The 21,623-nt window shown below is 70.7% G+C and carries 20 protein-coding genes; 12 read left to right on the top strand and 8 right to left on the bottom strand.

Features of this window, described 5'->3' with window-relative positions:
• Nucleotides 1-167: 167 nt before the first annotated feature.
• On the top strand, nucleotides 168-1,208 hold the full coding sequence (locus KBX00_RS04570) for an SCO2521 family protein (protein WP_210823473.1): 1,041 nt from the start codon (nucleotides 168-170) through the stop codon (nucleotides 1,206-1,208).
• On the opposite strand, the gene KBX00_RS04575 is transcribed toward KBX00_RS04570, so the two are convergent.
• The 6 genes from KBX00_RS04575 to KBX00_RS04600 all read right to left on the bottom strand — a co-directional run bounded on the left by KBX00_RS04575 (nucleotide 1,209) and on the right by KBX00_RS04600 (nucleotide 7,672).
• On the bottom strand, nucleotides 1,209-2,177 hold the full coding sequence (locus KBX00_RS04575) for an SCO2522 family protein (protein WP_301547272.1): 969 nt from the start codon (nucleotides 2,175-2,177) through the stop codon (nucleotides 1,209-1,211). It abuts the gene before it with no gap.
• Nucleotides 2,177-3,106 (bottom strand): SCO2523 family variant P-loop protein, encoded by a 930-nt coding sequence (locus tag KBX00_RS04580; RefSeq protein WP_210823475.1) that lies wholly within the window; start codon nucleotides 3,104-3,106, stop codon nucleotides 2,177-2,179. The genes KBX00_RS04575 and KBX00_RS04580 overlap by 1 nt, the downstream gene beginning before the upstream one ends.
• Nucleotides 3,107-4,948 (bottom strand): SCO2524 family protein, encoded by a 1,842-nt coding sequence (locus KBX00_RS04585; protein WP_210823478.1) that lies wholly within the window; start codon nucleotides 4,946-4,948, stop codon nucleotides 3,107-3,109. It abuts the gene before it with no gap.
• A 206-nt stretch (nucleotides 4,949-5,154) separates the two neighbouring features.
• Entirely contained in the window at nucleotides 5,155-5,949 is a 795-nt protein-coding gene (locus KBX00_RS04590) for an SCO2525 family SAM-dependent methyltransferase (protein ID WP_301547273.1), read from the bottom strand.
• A 190-nt stretch (nucleotides 5,950-6,139) separates the two neighbouring features.
• Nucleotides 6,140-6,814: a hypothetical protein gene (locus tag KBX00_RS04595; protein ID WP_210823481.1), complete on the bottom strand. Its 675-nt coding sequence runs from the start codon at nucleotides 6,812-6,814 to the stop codon at nucleotides 6,140-6,142.
• Between the two features lie 237 nt (nucleotides 6,815-7,051).
• Nucleotides 7,052-7,672 carry an L-threonylcarbamoyladenylate synthase gene (locus KBX00_RS04600; RefSeq protein ID WP_210823483.1) on the bottom strand — a complete coding sequence of 207 codons (621 nt, stop codon included), beginning with the start codon at nucleotides 7,670-7,672 and terminating at the stop codon, nucleotides 7,052-7,054.
• A gap of 86 nt (nucleotides 7,673-7,758) precedes the next feature.
• Between KBX00_RS04600 and KBX00_RS04605 the strand changes: the two genes are divergently transcribed.
• The 11 genes from KBX00_RS04605 to KBX00_RS04655 all read left to right on the top strand — a co-directional run bounded on the left by KBX00_RS04605 (nucleotide 7,759) and on the right by KBX00_RS04655 (nucleotide 17,858).
• On the top strand, nucleotides 7,759-8,157 hold the full coding sequence (locus tag KBX00_RS04605) for a hypothetical protein (protein WP_210823485.1): 399 nt from the start codon (nucleotides 7,759-7,761) through the stop codon (nucleotides 8,155-8,157).
• 78 nt (nucleotides 8,158-8,235) lie between these two features.
• The gene (locus KBX00_RS04610) at nucleotides 8,236-8,922 is read left to right on the top strand and encodes a helix-turn-helix domain-containing protein (protein WP_210823486.1); all 687 of its coding nucleotides are present in this window, start codon (nucleotides 8,236-8,238) and stop codon (nucleotides 8,920-8,922) included.
• Nucleotides 8,919-9,578 carry an arsenate reductase ArsC gene (locus KBX00_RS04615; RefSeq protein ID WP_210823487.1) on the top strand — a complete coding sequence of 220 codons (660 nt, stop codon included), beginning with the start codon at nucleotides 8,919-8,921 and terminating at the stop codon, nucleotides 9,576-9,578. The genes KBX00_RS04610 and KBX00_RS04615 overlap by 4 nt, the downstream gene beginning before the upstream one ends.
• A gap of 23 nt (nucleotides 9,579-9,601) precedes the next feature.
• Nucleotides 9,602-10,345 (top strand): MIP/aquaporin family protein, encoded by a 744-nt coding sequence (locus tag KBX00_RS04620; RefSeq protein ID WP_210823488.1) that lies wholly within the window; start codon nucleotides 9,602-9,604, stop codon nucleotides 10,343-10,345.
• A gap of 52 nt (nucleotides 10,346-10,397) precedes the next feature.
• A complete protein-coding gene (locus KBX00_RS04625; protein WP_210823489.1) occupies nucleotides 10,398-10,805 on the top strand; it encodes an arsenate reductase ArsC in 408 nt (135 codons plus the stop codon).
• Nucleotides 10,806-10,891: 86 nt separating this feature from the next.
• Nucleotides 10,892-11,467, top strand: coding sequence for a GNAT family N-acetyltransferase (locus KBX00_RS04630; RefSeq protein WP_210823491.1), 576 nt, complete (start codon nucleotides 10,892-10,894; stop codon nucleotides 11,465-11,467).
• A 63-nt stretch (nucleotides 11,468-11,530) separates the two neighbouring features.
• Nucleotides 11,531-12,244, top strand: a complete 714-nt coding sequence (locus KBX00_RS04635; RefSeq protein ID WP_210823493.1) for a siderophore-interacting protein — start codon at nucleotides 11,531-11,533, stop codon at nucleotides 12,242-12,244.
• A gap of 25 nt (nucleotides 12,245-12,269) precedes the next feature.
• The gene (locus KBX00_RS04640) at nucleotides 12,270-13,439 is read left to right on the top strand and encodes an acetyl-CoA carboxylase biotin carboxylase subunit family protein (protein ID WP_301547274.1); all 1,170 of its coding nucleotides are present in this window, start codon (nucleotides 12,270-12,272) and stop codon (nucleotides 13,437-13,439) included.
• Nucleotides 13,436-15,061, top strand: a complete 1,626-nt coding sequence (locus KBX00_RS04645) for an IucA/IucC family protein (protein WP_210823497.1) — start codon at nucleotides 13,436-13,438, stop codon at nucleotides 15,059-15,061. Before KBX00_RS04640 ends, KBX00_RS04645 begins: the two co-directional genes overlap by 4 nt.
• Nucleotides 15,058-16,734, top strand: a complete 1,677-nt coding sequence (locus tag KBX00_RS04650; protein ID WP_307868061.1) for an IucA/IucC family protein — start codon at nucleotides 15,058-15,060, stop codon at nucleotides 16,732-16,734. The genes KBX00_RS04645 and KBX00_RS04650 overlap by 4 nt, the downstream gene beginning before the upstream one ends.
• The gene (locus KBX00_RS04655) at nucleotides 16,731-17,858 is read left to right on the top strand and encodes an alanine racemase (protein WP_210823499.1); all 1,128 of its coding nucleotides are present in this window, start codon (nucleotides 16,731-16,733) and stop codon (nucleotides 17,856-17,858) included. Before KBX00_RS04650 ends, KBX00_RS04655 begins: the two co-directional genes overlap by 4 nt.
• Before the next feature lie 283 nt (nucleotides 17,859-18,141).
• On the opposite strand, the gene KBX00_RS04660 is transcribed toward KBX00_RS04655, so the two are convergent.
• Nucleotides 18,142-19,137 (bottom strand): ribonucleotide-diphosphate reductase subunit beta, encoded by a 996-nt coding sequence (locus KBX00_RS04660; protein ID WP_210823685.1) that lies wholly within the window; start codon nucleotides 19,135-19,137, stop codon nucleotides 18,142-18,144.
• A gap of 35 nt (nucleotides 19,138-19,172) precedes the next feature.
• Nucleotides 19,173-21,533 carry a ribonucleoside-diphosphate reductase subunit alpha gene (locus KBX00_RS04665; RefSeq protein WP_301547375.1) on the bottom strand — a complete coding sequence of 787 codons (2,361 nt, stop codon included), beginning with the start codon at nucleotides 21,531-21,533 and terminating at the stop codon, nucleotides 19,173-19,175.
• Nucleotides 21,534-21,623 lie beyond the last annotated feature (90 nt).

Consider the following 21,623-nt stretch of genomic DNA (forward strand, 5'->3'; position numbering starts at 1 on the left):
TATCAGTCGTCGTCACATCCTTCGGACCCGTGAAGTCCGCCGCCCGGGCACATATCGGCTTTCCCGCCACGGATGGGCCTATGATGGCCGCGGGACGGATTCGGTCCGGTCACCGGCCGCTGGCCCATGCCCGCCGGTGTCCCCCGTGGTGCCGATGCGGAGGAACCATGCTCACGGTGGGCGAGGTGCACACCAGCCTGCTGCAGCACAGCACGGCGCTGGCGCAGGACCAGAGCGCCGAGGTGCTCAGCCTGGTGGAGGGCGAGGCAGTGCTGACCTCCCGGCGACCGTCGCTGTACGCGGTGTCGCCCGACGTGCGTACCGGTGTGGACTGCTGGCTGCCGAGCGCGAAGAACCGCCAACTGCGTGGGGTCGGCGCGGTGGTCACCCGGGCGGTCATCACCGGCGGCCGGATCGTGCAGGCCTCCTCCATCATCCAGGTCGTGGCCGGCGAGCGTCGCCGACCGTGGTCGCACTACCTGGCCAACTCGGGTGTGCTGGAGACGGTCGGCAAGCTGGACGCCGACGACCTGACGAACGGTTTCCTGCATGGCAACGCCGCCGACGTGCTGAACCTGGACGCGATCACCGGCCGGGTGCTGGACAGTGTGCAGATGTCCGACCTGTTGGACCGGCGTCCTCCACTGCGTGCGGCGCGCACCCGACTGCGGTGGACCGCGCAGGTGCATCAGCAGCCGGGTCCGAACGCCACGGCCGAGGTCGCGGTGGACTCGCCGACGCTGCGCACCGTGCGACTCACGGTGAGCCCTCAGGACGTCCCGGCGGCGGTCGCCGGCCTCTGCGAGGATCTCGCCCTGCACGACTGGCTGCTCACCATGCTGTCCGCTCTGGTGGAGGCCGCGGTGACCCGGGCCGGCTCGACGCAGGAGCACATCGAACGGCTGCGGCCGGTGCTGGAGCACCTGCTGCACCTGTGGCTGCCCGGTGCCCGGGTCGACCCACGGCTGCGGCCGATCTGGGACCGGCTGGAGCAGGTACCGGGGTTCAGCCGGCAGTGGCAGTCCTCGGTCAACTGGATCAGGGATCAGATCACCGTCGGCAACATGGCGATCCTGCGAGACCTGGCCGGCCGGGCGACGGTCAGCCAGCCGTGCGGGTCCGGCACGCTCGCCGAACCGTTCTCCACCGCCGGCAGCGGCCCGGCGGACCGCAGGTTCGGTCGCGGTACGCAGGCACCACGCGGCTGATCAATCCCCGATGAACACGTAGCTCAACCGGTCGACCAGTTCATCGGGCAGTTCCAGACCCTCACTGCCGGCCCGCTTGGCAACCTGCCGCGCGACCGCGGGCGGCACCGCCACCTGCCCGAGGATGGTCCGCACGGCCAACTCGACCGGCAGGTACCGGGTGTCCATCAGCGTCACCGTGCGGTACCCACAGAAGGGTGTGGCGGCCGGGTTCAGCTGGACGATCGCGGGTAGGCGGTCCCAGTCGGTCGGCAGCGGCTCGTCGGGCGGGAGTTGGTACGGCTGGGTGATCGTCTGTCCCCGGTGCCGCAGCACACCCAGCCGGGTCATCTGCCAGACCGAGGCGAGCAGTGCGCAGGCCCAGACACGGCGGTCCGGCTCTTCGGACCACAGTTCGATGTCGACGAAGATGGAGTGCGGCGCGTCGCCGGACTGCAACGGCGGGGACCACGGCAGCGGTAGCGTCATCGCGGGGGCGTCGGCGTGCCCCGGTGACCGCTTGCCGTTGGACAGCCAGCCCGACTCGCTGAGCGGTGGGCGGCTGCCCGTGGTGTGCCGCGGCGGCTCCACGACGAGCGTGTCCACCACCAGCCGGGCCAGTTCGACGTCGTCGTATCGGGCGAAGCTGGATTCGCGGGCCACGTAGTCGAGCACCAGCCCGTGCTCTGCCGCGGCCTGCTGCACCTGCGGGATCACCTCGCGCGGTGTGGCGAACCGGTGGAAGTAGTCGTCGACCAGGAAACACGTGCTGATCCGGGGTTGCCGTTGGGGACGCAACCCGCGACGGGCCAGCGCCGGGATCGCCTGCGCCCAGTCCGCGATCCGGGCGAACTTGCGCCGTAGGTCCCGGCATCCGTCGCCGAAGTCCTCGGCGTAGACGTGCCCCAACTCCACCGACAGGTGCGAGTACGGCACGCTCTCCGTACGACGCACCGCGGCTGCCTCCTGAAACCTGACATCCACGCTCATCACACGGTCTCCCATGCGGTCTCGTCGAAGAGCTTCTCGGTCAGCTCCACGAAGGCGTCCACGGTCCTGGCATTGGCGATCTTGGTCTGCACGTCGTTGTCTGAGATCAGCTGCTCGCGCCACTGCAGCAGCGGGTCCAACGGCACCGCGCCGAGCAGCGTGGTGCGGCCGGTGCCCTTCCGGCGCGCCAGCTCCCCCAGTTCCGCGTCGCACCGGCGCAGGAACGCCTGCTGCGCCAGGTCGAGGTGCCCCACCTCCGGCCCGCGCGAATCGATCACCGCGGTCCGCACGAACCGCAGCGACTCCCGTAGCCGGTCCGGCTCGTGGCCGTATTCCTTGCCCATGGCCAGGATCCCGCCGGCCTCGAAGGCGAGATCCGCCGCCGCCATCACGTGCTGCGGCGTCCAGCGGTGGAAGACCAGCCACCGCACGGTCACCTTGCGCAGGGTCCGGTTGGCGGTGGCCGCCAACGCGATCTGGCTGGCGTACGAGCGACCAGCGCTCAGATCCACCAGGGTCAGGTCGAACTCCTCCTCCAGCCGGAGGAAGAGTTCGGCGCAGCGTCGGCCGATGTCGGCGTTGAAGCCGAACTCACTGCCGTTGCGCTGCCCGGGCAGCAGCACCAGCGAGCCCGAACCGGTCGGTCGCTGGCGCAGGCTGACCCGCTCCGAGCTGCCCCACACGTCCAACTGCTCCGGGGACGGGATCTCGCCCCGCAGGTAGCGGTGCAGGCCACCGCCGTTCGGGCCGGCGCCCTCGATGCCGTTGGTGGCCTGGGGAATCTGGAACGTGATGCCGGCCGTCGGCGAGCCGAAGTCGTAGTCCAGGTAACAGGTGGAGCGGCCGGAGAGCGCGCTGCGGTAGGCGATGTTCGCCGCGGTCACCGAGCGTCCGGTACCACCCTTGTGCGACGTGACGAAGACCAGCATTCAGATCCCCTCGCTGGCCTTCTGTTGGCCGGTGGTGATGTCGTTGAGCTGTAGCAGCAGGGTGCTGGCCAGCGCGGCGGCCGTGCCCGGCTGGTCGTCCACGAGCGACTGCCCGCGGCGCAACGTCGCCCGGATGCTGCGCATGACGCGCTGCATCGCCTCACCGGCGAACGTGCCACTCATCAGCTCCCGGTCGAACACGTACTCGGCCTCGTCGATGAGATCCTGGGCGTACCTGGCGAGGTTGACAGCTCGGGGGAACGGCCGCTCCCAGAGCAGCTGACCGGCGTTGACCAGCGCCTGCACGACTCGCTCGGTCAGGTACCAGGAGGGCGCCTCGGGCAACGGAGCCAGGTCGGGGAACGCGCCGCCGGCGTGATCCCACAGCCCTCGGTGCCGACCCTCGGGAATGCGCCGCAGCAGGAGGTGCTCCCACACCTCGTCCGCGAGTTCCAGCAGCTCGCTGCGGTGCCGGGCGCTGTTGAGCAGGCCGGCCACGGTGGTGGCCCGCTGGAGCAGCACCGTGGAGAACTCGTTGACGTTCCACGTCATGATCGGCTTCGAGGTGGCGTCGTTGAGAGTCACCTGCTTGCCCGGGGCGTGCACGACCAACGCCGGCTCGTTCGGCGAGGCGCGCCGGGTGATCCGACCCCGCTGCGCCAACTCGACAAGCACGTTTCCGATCCGCCCGAACTCCTCGTCACCGCCTCGGCCGCTGGCCACCAGCCCCTTCACCGCCAGCGACGTGGCCTGCAGGGTGTAGTAGTCGGTCCGGTCACCGTCGGTGGTACGCCAGGGGATGTCCTCGATCGGCCACCGGCGCCGGTTGCCGAAGGTCGCCACCGTCGCCCAGTACCGGCGGGTCAACTCCCAGCGCAGCTGAAGAATCCGGAACAGTCGCTGCTGCTCCTCGTTGAGCAGGCCGAGCAGGCGGGTACGTTCGGAGTTGAGATCGTCGATGGCGTCCACCGCGATGACGGTGAAGTAGAGATAGGGTGCGTTCTCCGCCGAGCCCTCACGCTGCGGGCCGATCGGCTCGATCGTCTCCACCTCGTCGGCGCCGGCGATCGTCCCCCACGACCAGCCGCACTCGAAAAGCATCTCGCTGTTGTCCAGGTCCTCGGTCACCTGACCGGATCCGACCACGACGTTGCGCAGGCTCGCCATGGTGTCCCGTAGCTGCGCACGCAGCGCGGCGACGACCTCGCGGCGCGGCACCTCGTCCTGGTTGACCATGTCGCAGAGCCGGATGCCGAACTCGTCGGTCGCGGCGAAGACCGAGGTGCTGAAGCTGCGCAGCAGCCCGACCATGGCCGCGGTGAGCCGGAGACTGGCCATCTCCTCCAGCTTGTCCAGCTGGGCGCGCAGGTCGGCCCGCTGGGTGGAGGGTCGGTAGATCTTGACGAAACCGATTGTCGCCAGGGTGAGCGTGACGGACACCGCGAACGAGTCGACCACGTCCATGGAGCGTTGCTCCTCGGTGAGGTCCGGGCCGCCCTGAACCGGGGTCAGGTAGCTGCCACCACCGAAGGTCGGCGCGCCACTGTCGTCGGTGTACCGGGCGAAGTACTCGGTCATGATCTTGACGAGCCGGCGGGGGATCTCGATCGCCCCGCCGATCGCACCGAGGGCCTCGATGACCTCCTCGTCGATCCGGTCCGGGTTGTCGAGTGACAGCACCGGGATCTTCGTCGCCGGCAGCAGCACGGTCAGCAGCTGTTCCGCGTCGCTGATGGAATTGGACCCGCTCCGGCCACCCCACTCCCATTCGCCGTTGCGGAGACAGCTGCGCACCGTGGACCGCCAGATGTCGAGAATCTCCTGGCGCGGCTGCATACGCATGGTCCACCACCGTCTGCTGTAGTCGTCGAAACGGAGTTGCTGATTCTGCCTGACCCACGATGATCCACGATGACGTGCACCCATCATCGTATCCCTGCCGGAGCGTGACCTGAATGGCCGCGCGTACCGATCTCCCCGGAGCGGTCAGCCGGTCCAAGAGCCCAGGTGAGCCACTGTTTGAGAATCCGGGACGGACAATGGACGGCTCAGCCGCGGCTGCGTCCGGTGACCAGCAACATGCCCAGATACCCGTCGCGCAACGACGGCCTCGGGCACACCTCGTGCATGTCCACGTCGTACGCACCGGCCGCGATGCTCGCCACCACCTCGGCGCGGTGCAGCTGCACGGCCGGAAACCAGTGCTGCCCGACGCGGTAACCATTCGACCCCAGCATGAACGCGGCGGCGAACGGCGACCCCGGGCGCAGCGCACCCAGGAAACGGCCGATCGCGTGTTCCGCTTCGGCCCGGTCGGCGGAGATCGAGCAGGCCACGAAGAACATGGTGCCCGCACCCCAGGCCCGTCTGGGCAGGTCGAAGACGCTCAGCTGGGACACCCGACCCACCCGGGAGAGGTGGCCACGGGGGTCGGTCAGCGCCGCGTACGCCGGGTGCTCCGCACACACCTGCCAGTACGCGTCCCAGCACTCGTCATAGCCGCTGATCTGGTTACCCAACCAGCGCACATTCGCCGTGGAATATTCGCAGAGTTCGAGACTGCGGGCGAATGGCAGAAGCGACAGCGCCGGGTAGAGGTTTGCACCCGAGCCAACGTCGACACAGTGCGCGCCAGCAATCTTCGCGCCGCCGAAAAAGTCTCTTATCCGACAGAGGATTTCGCGATCATCGTCACGCAGGACCGAGTAGTTGTGCTGGACGTAGGCACCCGGGTCGAAGCCGTCCCACTCCACCTCGGAATTGACCGTTCCCGGGAGCGCGACTCGCGGTGGCGGCGTCGACGGCCCACTACAGCCTGCACCAGCCGCCGGAATCAATGCCATGGAGGCGCCTCCGTTGAAGTCGGCAGATCACTGTGGTCGTCCCTGCCCCGACGCGCGCAGCCCGTTGCCCATTATGCATCGGATGCGATACCGATTCGCAAGTGTCGAGGTAGCGTGACTCGATCAGCGCGTCAAGACCGTTCCGTTCATGACAACGATTGATCGTTATCGACCACAATGGATCCGACGGTCAGCCGCCGGTGCCCTCGGCCGAACCGTCCGGACCGAGCGCACCCTCCACCTCGCCGACATCGAGGTGGACGTGCTGGTGCCCTTGTCCGGCGTCGATGTTGACCTGGTCGAGCTGGGTCGCGGCAACCGACCAGGTGGTGACGGCGAGAGTCGCCTGTCGGGCGGCCAGCTGCATCCGTTCCGCGCGGCCGGTGCTCGGACCGTCCAGCGCGAGAGCGACGGAGTCGACCGCGACGGCAACCTGGTCGACGGCGCTGCGCAGCCCACCACGGGCGACGTTCGTGGCGGTCATGCCCGACGGCGGATCGGCGAACTGGGCGATCAGCCGCCGCATGGTCTGCTGCCACCTGTCGACCTGGGCCCGCTCGGGCGTTCGGCCCGCCTCGGCGTCCTGCCGGACGGCGCGGATGATCGGCGCGAGTTCCTCGCCCGTGCGGTGAGCCAGCTCGGTGAGCTCGACGATCTGCTGTGCGTCCCGTTCGGCGTCGGCCTGGCGCATCTTCGCCACGCTCGCCTCCGTCGGGTCCGGCCGGCCGACAGCGTGCCCGACCAGCCCGCCGGCCGGAGCCGCCACCAGGACCGCCGCCGCGGCGGCGACGACCCACGTCCTCGTCCGTTGCCGCTTCGCGGGCGGAGCGACCAGGTAGGACGGCCTTCCGGTTCGACGGGACATGACACCCCTCGCATCGACGGCTGATGCCTGGGAGCGTAGCCCTTACCCCGAGCGACGTCGATAGTTTCAGTACCGTCGACCGAACTTTCGCCTGCGGCAGTCGAAAGCTGTGGACGGGTCCAAGCCATCGCCCCCAGCCGGGCGAGCGCGGCCCGGGCGCGGCCGCCACGGGGTACGGGGGCGTGGCGGCCAGCCGCCGTACCGGCTCCGATCGGCGTGGCCGGCGAAGACACCCGATCAGGCGAAGCGGGCCGGGTCACCGGCGCCGACCCGGACGATCTCGGGTTCGCCGGCGGAGAAGTCCACCACCGTGGTCGGTTCGGTGCCGCAGTCGCCGGCGTCGATCACCGCGTCGACGGCATGATCGAGCCGTTCCTTGATCTCCCAGCCCTGGGTCAGCGGCTCCTCGTCGTCGGGCAGCAGCAGGGTGCTCGACAGCAACGGCTCGCCGAGCGCGTCGAGCAGTGCGCGGGTGACCGGGTGCGCCGGGATGCGTACCCCGACGGTCTTCTTGCGGGGGTGCCACAGCCGCCGCGGCACCTCCTTCGTGGCAGGCAGGATGAAGGTGTAGCGGCCGGGAGTGGCCGCCTTCACCGCCCGGAACACCGCGTTGTCCAGTTGCACGAACTGCCCGAGCTGGGCGAAGTCCCGGCACACGAGAGTGAAGTGGTGGCCGCTGTCGAGGTGGCGGATCTCCCGGATCCGGTCCATGCCGTCCTTGTTGCCCAGCCGGCAACCCAGGGCGAAGCAGGAATCCGTGGGGTACGCGATCAAACCGTCACCCCGGATGATCTCGACCACCTGGCCGATGGTGCGCGGTTGCGGGTTGTCCGGATGCACGTCGAAGTACCTCGCCATGGGCCGAAGCTTAGGCCGCCCGGGTCCGCTGTCGCGTTGCCGACAGTGGCACACCCGGACAGACGTCGACGTCCATCGTTGTCTCTATGGTCGTACGCGCACCCGGCGGCGGCTACGGGGACCACCTCCGGCACCACCGGACGCCGACCCCGGTCCGGGTCACCGTGCTCGCCTTCGCACTGCTGTCGCTGCTGTTCGCGCTCGCGACGGTGCACCGCTCGCTCGCCGCGACCGGATCCCTCGGCGCCGTCGCCTTCTTCGCCGTGATGGCCACCGCGTGCGGGCTGGTCGCGATCAGCCTGGCGGCCCGCCGCCGCTGGGCGCCCTACCCCGCGTACGCCCTCGCGGGTCTGCTGGCCGCCGCCTCGCTGGGACTTTTCGGCGCCATCACGATCGTCGGCCTGGCCCTGCTGGCCTGGGTGGTCCTGGCCCTCAACACCCGCGTGTCGCGGGACTGGTTCGGCCGGCGTGGTCGGCTGCGCTGACTCGATCCCGCCTCCGGCTGAGCACGGTTGACGGGTGACACCTTGACGCCGGAGTTTTAGTCAGCGATAGTTGAGTCTATGGAGGTTGAGCTTTCTTCGTTGGCGGCGCGATCACGCACCCATGCCGCGCTCGGTGACCCGGCCCGCCTGGCGATCGTGGACGCGCTCACCCTCGGTGACGCCTCGCCCGGCGAGATCGCCAACCGTCTCGACATGCCGACCAACCTGGTCGCCCATCACGTCAAAGTCCTCACCCAGGCCCAGTTGGTGGTGAAGGTCCGCTCCGAGGGCGACCGGCGACGCACCTACCTCCGGTTGCGGCCCGAAACACTCGCCGCTCTCGCCACCCCCCGGCTGACCGGGGTCAATCGGGTGGTCTTCGTCTGCACCCGCAACTCGGCCCGCTCACAGCTGGCCGCCGCGCTGTGGCGACACCGCACCAGCAGCGCCGCCGCCTCGGCCGGCACCCAACCGGCGTCCCGGGTGCACCCCCGCGCGGTCGCCGTGGCCCACCGCCACCAACTCGACCTCGACCCCACCGGCACCGCCCACGTCGCCGACGTCGTGCGAAGCGACGACCTCGTCGTCGCCGTCTGCGACAACGCTCACGAGGGACTGACCGACAAACTTCGCCCCCGGCTGCACTGGTCGGTTCCCGACCCGGTCCGGGTGGACACCGACGAAGCGTTCGAGTCCGTCTACGCCGACCTCGCCGACCGGGTCGCCCGACTCGCTCCCGCCGTCCTACCCGGAGACCCCCGATGACCCACCTCACCCGCAGTTCCCGCCCGGACCTCTCGGTCGATCAACGTCTGGCCCTGCGTACGGCCGCGACCCGCCTCGCCGAAGAGTTCCACGGCACGTACGGCACCGAGACGATCGAACGCTTCCTGCACAGCAGCTACGACCAGTTCGCCGTCGACGGTCGGATCCCCCACTACCTTCCCCTGCTCGCCGAACGCTTCGCCCGCCAGCGGCTACAGGCACTGGCCCGCGTCGAGGGACATCACCGTGACGGCCGCCCCGTCGTCCTGTTCCTGTGCACCCACAACGCCGGTCGCTCGCAGATGGCCCTCGGGTTCCTGACCCACCTGGCCGGCGACCGGGCCGTGGCCTGGTCCGGTGGCAGCGAACCAGGCACCGAGATCAATCCGGCCGCCGTCGCGGCCATGACCGAACGCGGCATCGACATCTCCGACGAGTTCCCCAAGCCCTGGACCGACGAGGTGATCCGCGCCGCCGACGTGGTGGTCACCATGGGCTGCGGTGACGCCTGCCCGGTCTTTCCCGGGACCCGCTACGAGAACTGGGACCTCGCCGACCCTGCCGGCCTCGACGTCGACGACGTCCGGCCGATCCGCGACGAGATCGAACGACGGGTACGGCGTCTCCTCGACGAGTTGAACGTCCCCGCCCGATAACCATCGAGGAGAAGCACAACAAGATGACCATCGCATTCTGGCGGCGCCTGCTGGCCGAGTTCGCCGGCACCGCCCTGCTGGTCACCGCCGTGGTCGGCTCCGGCATCATGGCCACCGACCTGTCCCCGGACGACGTCGGTCTGCAACTGCTGCAGAACTCGGTCGCCACGGCCTTCGCCCTCGGCGTACTGATCCTGATGTTCGGACCGGTCTCCGGCGCCCATTTCAACCCGGTCGTCTCCGCCGCCGACTGGCTGCTCGGCCGCCGCTCGGGCAGCGGCCTCACCCTCCGTGAGTTGGCCGGCTACCTCGTGGCACAGGTGACCGGGGCCGTCGCGGGGTCGGTGCTGGCCAACCTGATGTTCGGCCTGGGCGCGGTCAGCTTCTCCGGCCGGGTGCGCAGCGGTGGCAACCTCTGGCTCGGCGAGGTCGTCGCCACCGCCGGCCTGGTCCTGCTGATCTTCGCGCTGGCGCGGTCCGGCCGGGCCACCGTGGCGCCGGCCGCCGTGGGCGCCTACATCGGAGCGGCATACTGGTTCACGTCGTCCACCTCGTTCGCCAACCCGGCGGTCACGGTCGGCCGCGCGTTCACCGATACCTTCGCCGGCATCGCCCCCGGCTCCGTGCCGGGCTTCCTGGTGGCGCAGGTCGTCGGTCTCGTCGTCGGTCTCGGCCTGCTGGCGGCCCTCTACCCCGACGCCGGTGCCGCCGCCGACCAGGTGGTCGTGCCGACCGACGAGCAGTCGGCCACGAGCGGACGGCGATGACCTGCACCCACGGTCGACCCGCAGCCACCGCTTCCGGATCGAAAGGCATCTCATGACCGACAAGCCCAGCGTCCTGTTCGTCTGCGTACACAATGCCGGCCGCTCCCAGATGGCCGCCGGCTGGCTGCGCCACCTCGCCGGCGACGCCGTCGAGGTGCGCTCCGCCGGCTCCGCTCCCGCCGAGACGATCAACCCGGCCGCCGTCGCGGCCATGCGGGAGGTCGGCATCGACATCACCGACCAGAGCCCCAAGCTTCTCGAGTACGCCACCGCGGAATCCTCCGACGTGATCGTCACCATGGGGTGCGGTGACGCCTGCCCCGTGTTCCCCGGCAAGCGCTACGAGGACTGGAAGCTCGATGACCCGGCCGGCAAGGGCGTGGTGTCGGTGCGCCCGATCCGTGACGAGATCCGTACCCGGGTCGAGAAGCTGCTGGCCGACCTGCGGCAAGCTGCCTGACCAACGCCGCTCGGCGGACGACCGGACTTGCCCGAACACCCACCGGCTGGTTAGGTATGCCTAACCAAAGTTCGGGGAGGGTTCACATGTCGACGCCCGTCGCGTCCGAGGTGATCGACGGTCTGCACAGCACCGTAGCCATCACCGACCAGGTCGACATCGAGGCGTTGGCCGAGGTCTACCGCCGCGTGCACGCCGCCGACCTGCACCTGGTCGACCACACCGTACCGACGGTGGCGGAACGCCTGTGGTGGACCGCCGAGGCCCCCGGTTTCGAGGCGGCGCTCGGGTACGTCGACGGCCACCTCGTGGGGACGGTCATGGGTTGCCCGCTGCCACCGGAGACCCGGTGGTGGCGGGATCTGGCCTCGGCCAAGGATCCCGGCCTCGCGGTGGAGTGGCCGGGCCGCACCTTCGCGGTGTGCGAGGCGTTCGTCCTGCCCGAGTACCGCCGCCACCGCCTCGGCTTCCGGATGACGGTCGAGTTGCTGGCCCGACGGCGCGAGGAGCGGGTGTCACTGGCCGTCGCCGAGACCAACACCCGGGTGTGGCACGCGCTGCAACGGACCGGATTCGACCACGTCGGCGACCTCGTGCCGTTCCCCGGCTGGCGCTCGCACCGGATGTTGGTGCGGGCACTGCCGCTGACCGCCCGCCCCTGAGGCCGGCGCCTACCCTCTCCGCAGGCTCCTCGTCACCCGAACGCATCCACAGTGGAGAAACGTGTGAAACGCAACTGGGAAGCCCTCGTACTCAAGGCGTTCGGGGGCCGGAACTTCCAGCTGACCGTGCTGGAGAACGAAGCCGTCGGAGACCGCTACCAGCGGCTGCTGGTCGACGGGGGCGACCTGCTGCGGGCCTGCGGGGTGCACCCCACCATGTGGATCCGGCTGTGGTTCGACAACGAGGGCCGACCACACCAGCGGGCCTACACGCTTGTCGATCCGGACGCGGCCACCGGACGCTTCCACCTCGTGTTCGCCCTGCACGACGGCTGCGCCGCCCGCTGGGCCACCACCGCCCGGCCCGGGGACACCATCGAGGCGACCGTGCAGGGCAGTTCCTTCGCGTTCCCCGAACCGGTGCCCGGCCGGCTGTACCTGGTCGGCGACGCGGCTTCCCTGCCGGCGGTGAACAGCCTGCTCGACACCGCCGGGCCGGCGTCGGCGAGGATCTGGCTCGAGTACGCCCACGACGGCGAGCGGACGCTGCCACTGCGTACCCGGCCGCACGACCAGGTGGTCTGGGTGCCGCGCCGCGACGAGGGCCAGCACCTGGTGGACACCGTCACCACCGCCCTGACCGATGCCCGGGAGGACAGCCTGTACTGGGTGGCCTGCGAGGCGGCCAGCACCCGCAGCATCGTCCGGCACCTGCGGCGCGGGCTGGGCGTCGGCAAGGAGCAGGTGGCGGCGCTGGCCTACTGGCGCGCCCGGTGACGGCTGCGCACCGCGCCGACTCGTGATGCTGTACCTGACCGCCCTCAATCCGACCGACTCCGTGCTGGACGGCCTGCTGCCGGCCGCCGACGCGCTCGGCGTGCCGGTCACCGTGCTGACCGATCGCCCCGACGACTGGCCCGAGCCGGTGCCGACACGGCGTTGCCCGGTGCGGGACCCGCGAGCCGTCACCGAGACGGTGCGGGACGGACCGGCCGCGGTGGGGCTGTTCTCCAACAGCGATCACCTGCAGACCGCGACGGCGCTCGCCGCCCACCGTCTCGGTCTGCCCGGCAAGGATCCCGAGGCGGCCCGGCGCTGCAAGAACAAGGCCGCCACCCGGCAGGCCGTCGCCGACGCCGGTCTCGACGTGGTGCACGCCCGACCCCTCGAACCCGGGCAGCCGCCGACGTTCGACGTGTTCCCCGCCGTGGTCAAGCCGCGTGACGGCGTCGCCAGTGAGGACGCCTACCTGGTCACCGACGTCGACGAGCTGGCCCGGCGGGTGACCGAGATCCGCCGTCGCCGACCGGACGCGCCACTCGTGGTGGAGGAGTACCTGCCCGGCGACGTGCGCACCCACGACACCCTCGGTGACACCGGGACGCTGGCCGTGCTCGGCGGCTGGCGTACCACGCTCGGCCCGCCGCCCACCTTCACCGAGCTGTGTCTGGAATGGGCACCGGCGGCACCGGCGACGACCGACCGGCTGCGGGCTCAACTGGACGCGCTCGGCGTCCGGTTCGGCGCCTGCCACACCGAGTTCGTCGTGCACCGGGAACGACCTCGGCTCATCGAGGTCAACGACCGGTTGATCGGTGACCGGATGGATCTCGTCCTGGCCGAGCTGCTCGGGGTGCCACTGTTCGAGTACGTCATCCGGCTGCACCTCGGCGAGCCAGTGGCCGACCTCGGTCTGCCGGACCCGGCCGCGATCGAGCAGACCGCCCGGGTCGAGTACGTCTGCGCCGAGCGCGGCGGCACCCTCGTCGCCGCCCCCGGGCGCGTCGACGCGGTACGCGACGGGGTCCGACTCGGCTGCCGCCCGTTGCGGGCGATCGGCACCACCGCCGAGTGGACCGGCACCAATCGCGACTACCTGGCCGTCCTGCACGCCATCGGGCCGGACCCGAGCACCGTCGGCCGGGCGCTCGTCGAGTTCCGCGCCGGACTCGACTGGGTGATCGAGACGTGACCGATCCGGTGGAGCAGCAGTTGTTCCGCCGGGTACTGGACGCCCTGCTGCGCGAGGACCATCTCGGCCTGAGCAGCGGCGGCGGTCCGGACGGCCCCGGCTGGTGGCAGGCACCGCACCGCGCCGGCCGGTTACGTCTTCCGGTGCGGCCCGACGGTTTCCAGCACACCGTCCGCCTCGCCCGCGCCGAGGTGCAGGTGCACCCGCCCGGTCGGGCGCGCACCCGACGGGTCGACACGCTGGCGGGCCTGTTGGCGCTGCTCGCACCGTACGCCGACACCGACGCCGAGCAGGGGTGGCGCGTCTTCACCGACGAGTGCCGGCAGGACCTGCTCGCCCGCCGGCTGGCCGAGGCGACCCGGTCGCACACGTACGCCCGGGTCGCCGCCGCCCGGGTCGACACGCCCACCGGCTTCGGCGGTGCGCTGCTCGACGACGTGCTCGCCGCCCACGCCGGCCATGCCGTCTACCCCACCGACCGGTGCCGCCACGGTCTGGACGAGGCCGAGCTGCTCCGGTACGCACCGGAGCACGCTCCCGCGTTCGCGCTGCGGTGGCTGCCCGTACCGGCCCGTACCCTGCGGCTGCACGGCCGGCTGCCCGACTGGTGGCCGGCACCACGCCAGGCCGGGCAGGTGCTGCTGCCGGTGCATCCACTCACCGCCGACCAGTCGGCCGTGCCCGTGCTCGACGGACCCGACATCACCGTGCGGCCCACGCTGTCGATGCGGACCGTCGCCCTGGACAGCGACCCGACGACGCACCTGAAACTGCCGCTGCCGACCGCGAGTCTGGGTGCGCGCAACCGCCGTACCCTCGCGCCCGACTCGTTGTCCGACGGCGCGGCGGTGGCCGCGTTGCTCGACCGATTCGCCGCGCAGCAGCCGCGCTTCGCCGGCCGGATCGCCCACGCCGACGAGAGCGTCTTCGGTCACTGCGACGACGACGAGCTGCGGTCGTTTCTGCTGCGCCGGATGCCCACCGGGCTGGAGCGGGCGACCGTGGTGCCGGTGGCCGCGCTCGCGGCGGCGGATCCCACCGCCGGCACGGTCGCCCAGCGGATCGGCGGGGACGACCCGGGCCGCCTCCTCGGGTCCTATCTGGATCTCCTGCTCGACTGGCACGTGTGCCTGTGGTTACGGTACGGAGTGGCGTTGGAAGCACATCCGCAGAACATCCAGCTGGTCCTGCCCACCGAGGGTCCGGTCCGGTTGTTGTACAAGGACAACGACGGTGCCCGGCTGGACCCTCGGCACGCCGGCACCCTCCGGCTGCGCGACAAGCGGATGTGGATCCGCCACCCCGGGGAGCTGGCCGACATGTTCGTCACGATCACCCTGCACCTGGCAGCGGCGGCGCCTCTGCTCGCCCTGGCGGAACAGGGCGTCACGGTGCCCTCCCCCGCCGAGGCGCTCGCACCACGGCTGCGCGCCGCCCGCGACCGGTGGGGCGACACACCCGCCGCACGGAAGCTGGTCGACCAGATCCTGACCGCCGACCGGTTGCCGGTCAAGGCGATGCTCACCGCCGGCACGCTGCTGCCCAAGCACCGGACCGGTTGCACCGACGTGAACAAGTTCTACCGTCGGACCGGACCCAACTACCTGCGGAGCGGCGCGTGACCCCGCAGACCGTCGAAGCCACCGCCCGACCGGCGGAACACGCCGCCGATCTGGCCGCCACGCACACCCTGCTCGCCTGCTACCTGCGGGAGGTGGCCGCGCCCGACGGGACGGCCGAGACCGTCGGTGGGCTCCTGCGGATCCGGCTGCCCCACCTCGGGCTGGTGCTCTCCTGCCGGCTGGCCCGGGTCTCCCCCGTGCTGGCGCACCGCTACGTCGGCCCGGTCCGCTGCCGGCCGGCACCGGTCGCCCGCCGTCGCCCGGCCGTGCCGGATCCGTCGACCGCCGGCACGCCGATCGACGGCACCCTCGTCGACGACGTGGGCGCCGTCGACGCGCCGGTCGACGTCGCGCGGCTCGCCCGGCTGCTGGCCGCCGAGCTGACCGCCCGCACCGGGCTGGCCAACGACGAGTTCGTCGAGCAGGTGCTCGGCAGTCGCGACGCGCTGGCCACGCTGTTGCGTGACCGCCCGTCCCGCGACCCCACCCCGACCGGCGAGCCGGTGGTGGACGGCTACGTCGACTCCGAACATGCCCTCGTGCACGGGCACCCGCACCACCCCAGCCCGAAGTGGCGCAGTGGTGATCCGGCGAGTTGGGGCCGCTACGCCCCGGAACTGCGCAGCGCCTTCCGGCTGAGCTGGCTCGCGGTGCCCGCCGATCTGGTGGCCGGTGACGGACCGGTCGACGAGCTGATCGCACCGCTGGATCCGCCGGACGCGCCACCCGGGCACCACCTGCTGCCGGTGCATCCGTGGCAGCTGGACCTGATGCCGCCGACCGACCCGAGATTGCGCCGGCTCGGCCCGGCCGGCGTACCGGTCCGCCCGACCGCCAGCGTCCGTACGCTCTACGCCCCCTCGGTGGACCTGTTCCTCAAGACCAGCCTGCACGTACGCATCACCAACTGCCTACGCAAGAACGCCCGCTACGAGTTGACCGGAGCGGTGGCGTTGACCCGGTTCCTGTCCAGCGTGCCGCTACCCCCGCGGGTCGGGTTGCTGCGCGAACCCGGCTACCGGACCGTCGACCTGCCGGGGGCGGACGAGGCGTACGGCACGATCCTGCGGACCGGCGTCCGCGAGCACCTGCGGCCGGACGAACGGGTCGTGCTGGCGGCGGCGCTGACCACCGCGCCGCTGGTCGTGCCGGAGCCGTTCGACTGGTGGCGGGCCTACGTCGAACTGTTGGTGCCCACCGTGCTGCGACTGTGGATCGAACACGGCGTGGTCCACGAGGCACACCTGCAGAACGTGCTCGTGGTGCTGGATCGCGACGGCCGTCCGGTCCGCCTGATCCTGCGTGACCTGGAGGGACTGAAGCTGGATCTGGGCCGGTTGGCCGCCTGGCCCGACCGGGTTCCCCGGCAGGCCGCCTACACCACCGCGCAGGCGACCCGGCGCGTGGTCTACTGCCTGTTCGTCAACCATCTCGCCGGTCTCGCCGGTGCGCTCGCCGACGGTCACCCCGGCATCGAGCCCCGGCTGTGGCGGACGGTCAGAGAGGCCGTCGAGGCGACGTACGCCCAGCTCGGTGCGCCGGCCGAGCTGATTGCGCTGCTCGACGGCGCTCCGCTCGCCGCGAAGGCGAACCTGCTGGTCCGCTGGCACCGGGCCGCCGACCAGCAGGCGCCCTACGTCGCGGTGCCCAACCCGATCGGCGCTACCGGATGAACCACCCCACCTACGTCTACGACCTCGCCGCCCTGGCCACGCACGCCGCCGCCGTCCGGGCGGCGCTGCCGGAACGGGTCGAGTTGCTCTACGCGGTCAAGGCCAATCCCGACCCGGGGATGCTGCGCACCCTCGCCGCCACTGTCGACGGTTTCGAGGCGGCTAGTCGCGGCGAACTGCGCCACCTCGCGGCCGTGCTGCCCGGCCGGCGGGTGGCCGCCTTCGCCGGACCGGGCAAGACCGACGCGGATCTCTCGGCCGCACTGGCTGCCGACGTGCACCGGGTACACGTCGAGTCCGCCGCCGAACTGCACCGGCTGGCCGCCCTGGCCCGGGCCGCCGGGCGTACCGTCGACGTGCTGCTGCGGGTGAACCTGCCGGTGGCCACACCGGGCGCGGTCCTGGTGATGGGCGGGCGGCCCAGCCCGTTCGGCATGGACCCGCAGCAGGCGGTCCGGCTCGCCGCCGATCCGCCGGACGGTGTCCGGGTCCGGGGCGTGCACGCCCACCTGGCCAGCGGGCTCGACGCGGCGACCGCCGGCGTGGTGGCCCGCGAGGTGACCGGCTGGGCGGTGCGGCAGGTAGGCGCGGAGGAGGTCAACGTCGGCGGCGGCATGGCGGTCGACTACCGCCACCCGGAGCACCGCTTCGACTGGCCCGGCTACGGTCGGCTGCTCGCCGAGGTGGCGGACACCTACCCGACCGTCCGGCTACGGATCGAGCCCGGCCGCGCCGTCGCGGTCTACTGCGGGTCGTACGTCACCGAGGTGATCGACGTGAAGCGGTCCCAGGGTCAGTGGTTCGTGATCGTGGCCGGCGGCACCCATCACCTGCGGACCCCGGCGGCCAAGGGGCACTCCCAACCCTTTCTGGTGGTGTCCCGGGCCGGCACCGGGCCCCGGACCGACGGGGGCCCGGTCACCGTCGTCGGCCAGCTCTGCACCCCCAAGGACGTGCTGGCCCGCGACGCCGACAGCGGCCCGGTCGCCGTCGGCGACGTGCTGGTGTTCTCGATGGCCGGCGCCTACGCGTGGAACATCAGCCACCGCGACTTCCTCCTGCACGATCCGCCCGACTTCCGGGCCGGAGATCCACTTGCCGTCGCCCGGAACTGGGGGCGTTGATCACCGTGATCCGCTGACGCCCTCAGCTCGACAGGGCCGACACCCGGCATGACGATCCTCGGAACCACTGCCGTCCGGCGCGTCGCTGCTGGTCGCCGCCGTGCTCTGCTCGATGATCGGCTACCTGACCGTCGTCGGGCGACGCCTCTACCAGTGCCCGATCTCGGCGCCCTGTGCTCCGTCGTGGTGCTGCACGACCTGAGCCCCGCCGCGTACTGGACCGGCCCGGCGATGACTGACAGGACCATCGCCGAGCCGGACCCGGTCAGTGCGGGTGGGGCCGTCAGAAGTCGTCGTCGAAGGCGACCGTGCCGGTGACTCCGACCTGGTAGGCCGACACCCGCCGTTCGAAGAAGTTGGACAGCTCCTGCACGTCCTGCAACTCCATGAAGGCGAACGGGTTCTTCGACCCGTACCGCGGCGCGATCTCCAACTGCGCCAGCCGGCGGTCGGCGACGTGCTGGAGATACTCGCGCATGTCGGCCAGGGACAGTCCGGACACGCCCTGTTCGAGCAGGTCGGCGGCGAACTGCACCTCGCACTCGACGGCCTCGGCGAGCATGTCCCGGACCTGCTGCTCCATCTCGTCGTCGAACAGGTCCGGCTCCTCGGCGCGTACGGTGTCGACCACGTCGAAGGCGAAGGCCATGTGCATCGACTCGTCCCGGAACACCCAGTTGGTGCCGGAGGCCAGACCGTGCAGCAGGCCCCGGGACCGCAGGAAGTACACGTAGGCGAAGGCGCCGTAGAAGAACAGGCCCTCGATGCAGGCGGCGAAGCAGATCAGGTTCAGCAGGAACGCCCGCCGGTCCGCGCGGGTCCTCAGCTCCCGCAGCTCGAAGATCGAGTCGATCCACTTGAAGCAGAACTCGGCCTTGCGGGCGATCGACGGGATGTTCTCCACCGCCGCGAACGCCGCGAACCGTTCCCGCTCGTCCGGCACGTACGTGTCCAGGAGGTTCAGGTAGAACTGGACGTGCACCGCCTCCTCGAACAGTTGCCGGGACAGGTAGAGCCGGCCCTCCGGGGAGTTGACGTGCTGGTAGAGGTTGAGCACGAGGTTGTTGGCCACGATGGTGTCGCCGGTGGCGAAGAACGCGACCAGCCGGGACACCAGGTGCTGCTCCGCCGGGGAGAGCTTGGCCAGGTCGGCGAGGTCGGAGTGCAGGTCGACCTCCTCCACGGTCCAGGTGTTCTTGATGGCGTCCTTGAACCGGTCGAAGAACTGCGGGTAGCGCATGGGCCGCAGGGTCAGGTCCATGCCGGGGTCGAGCAGCATCTGCCGCTGACCGGTGTCGGGTTCGGAAACAGTGGTCACTGGCACGCCTCGCAGCTCTCGGGGTTTTCCAGGGAGCAGACCAACGCCTCGTCGTCGCTTACCGCGACGATCGGCTTGACGGCGACGGTGGCCTGCTGGATCCGGGTCGCCGGACGCGACCGCAGGTAGTAGGTGGTTTTCAGCCCGGCCTTCCAGGCGTACAGGTACATCGAGGAGAGCTTGCCGATGGTCGGCGCGCTCAGGAACAGGTTCAGCGACTGCGACTGGTCGATGAACGGAGCCCGGGCGGCGGCCAGGTCGATAAGCGCCCGCTGCGGCAGCTCCCACGCGGTCCGGAACAGCTCCCGCACCTCCGCCGGCAGCTCGGCGATGCCCTGCACCGACCCCTCGGCCCGCTTGATCTGCTCCCGGATCGACGCGGTCCACAGTCCGCGCGCCTTCAACTCCCGGACCAGGTAGGTGTTGATCTGGAGGAACTCGCCGGACATCGTCTCGCGCTTGAACAGGTTGGACACCTGCGGCTCGATGCACTCGTAGCACCCGGCGATCGAGGCGATCGTGGCGGTCGGTGCGATCGCCACCAGCAGCGAGTTGCGCAGGCCGTGGCGGGCGATCCGCTCCCGCAGCGCGGTCCACCGCGACGCCTGCGTCACCTCCGCGCCGCACAGGTCGGGATGCAACTCACCCTTCGCGGCGCGGGTTTCGGCGTACGCGGGGTGCGGGCCGAACCGCTCGGCCAGCCCGGCCGACGTCTCCAGCGCGGTCAGGAAGATCTCCTCCTGGACCCGGGTCGACAACTCCCGGGCCGGCGCCGAGTCGAACGGCAGACGCAGCGTGAACAAGGCGTCCTGCAGCCCCATCAGGCCGAGCCCGACCGGTCGCCAGCGCGGGTTCGACACCGCCGTCTGCTCGGCCGGGTAGTAGTTGATGTCGATCACCCGGTCGAGGAACACCACCGCCGTGCGTACCGTCGCGCGCAGCTTCTCCCAGTCGACGCCGTCGGCGGTGACGTGCGCGCCCAGGTTGACCGACCCGAGGTTGCACACGGCCGTCTCGGTGTCGCTGTTGACCTCCAGGATCTCGGTGCACAGGTTCGACAGGTGGATCGTGTTGCCGGGCGCACCGGTCTGGTTGGACAGCCGGTTCGCCGCATCCTTGAACGTCATCCACCCGTTGCCGGTCTGCGCGAGCGTACGCATCATCCGGCCGTACAGGTCGCGGGCCTTGACCGTCCGGACGGCCTTCTTCTCCGCCGCCCGGTACGCCTCGTCGAACGCCTCACCGAACAGGTCCGGCAGCTCCGGCGCGTCCGACGGGTCGATAAGCGACCAGTCGGCGTCGGCCTCGACCCGGCGCATGAACTCGTCCGGGATCCAGTTGGCCAGGTTCAGGTTGTGGGTGCGCCGGGACTCCTCCCCGGTGTTGTCCCGCAACTCCAGGAACTCCTCGACGTCCGGGTGCCACGGCTCCAGGTACACGCAGGCCGCGCCCTTGCGGCGGCCACCCTGGTTGACCGCCGCCACCCCGGCGTCGAGGGTCTTCAGGAACGGCACGATGCCGTTGGATTTGCCGTTGGTTCCCCGGATCAGCGCGCCCCGGCCCCGGATCCGTGACCAGGAGATGCCGATGCCGCCGGAGAACTTCGACAGCTTCGCCACCTGGTGGTAGCGCTCGTAGATCGAGTCGAGTTCGTCGCGCGGGGAGTCGACCAGGAAACACGACGACATCTGGGTGTGTCGGGTGCCCGAGTTGAACAGCGTCGGCGAACTCGGCAGGTAGGCCAGGCTCGACATCAGCCGGTAGAACCCGATCGCCTCACCCGGTGTCTGCGACAGCCCGCAGGCCACCCGCAGCAGCCAGTACTGCGGCGTCTCCACCACCAGCCGGGTCTGTGGATGCCGCAGCAGGTAGCGGTCCGCGACGGTGCGCAGCCCGAAGTACTCGAACCGCAGGTCACCGTCCGGGTCCACGGCGTCGTCCAGCTTGCGCGCGTTACGGGCCACGAACGCGGCGGTCGCGTCCCCGATCAGCCCGAGGCCGTGCGCGTACCGGATGGACTGGCTGAAGCTGGCCACCTGCTGCCCACGGACCTCCTTGTCCACGTACGCGGCCAGCAGCCGCGCCGCCAGCTTCGAGTACTGCGGCTCCGTACCGATCAGCTCGGCGGCCGTCTGGATGGACAGCTTGTCCAGCTCGGCAGTGGTGGCACCGTCGTACAGGCCGCTGATGGTCTTGGTGGCCACCCGCAGCGGATCGACCTCGTCGAGGTCGGCCACCCACCGCTCCACCGCCCGGACGATCTTGTTGACGTCCACCGGTTCCGTGGCGCCGTCGCGCTTGCGGACCTGCATCACCTGCCGGCGCTGCTCCGACACACCCGCGTCGGAGGCCGGCATCTCCCGCACGACCGTCACGTCTCTCTCCTCGCGCCGTCTACCGAGGGCCTCGGACACGCGGGAGGACGCCACGGGAACCGCGCAGGCGGC

The sequence above is a fragment of the Micromonospora sp. C95 genome (assembly GCF_018070465.1).
Taxonomy (GTDB): domain Bacteria; phylum Actinomycetota; class Actinomycetes; order Mycobacteriales; family Micromonosporaceae; genus Micromonospora.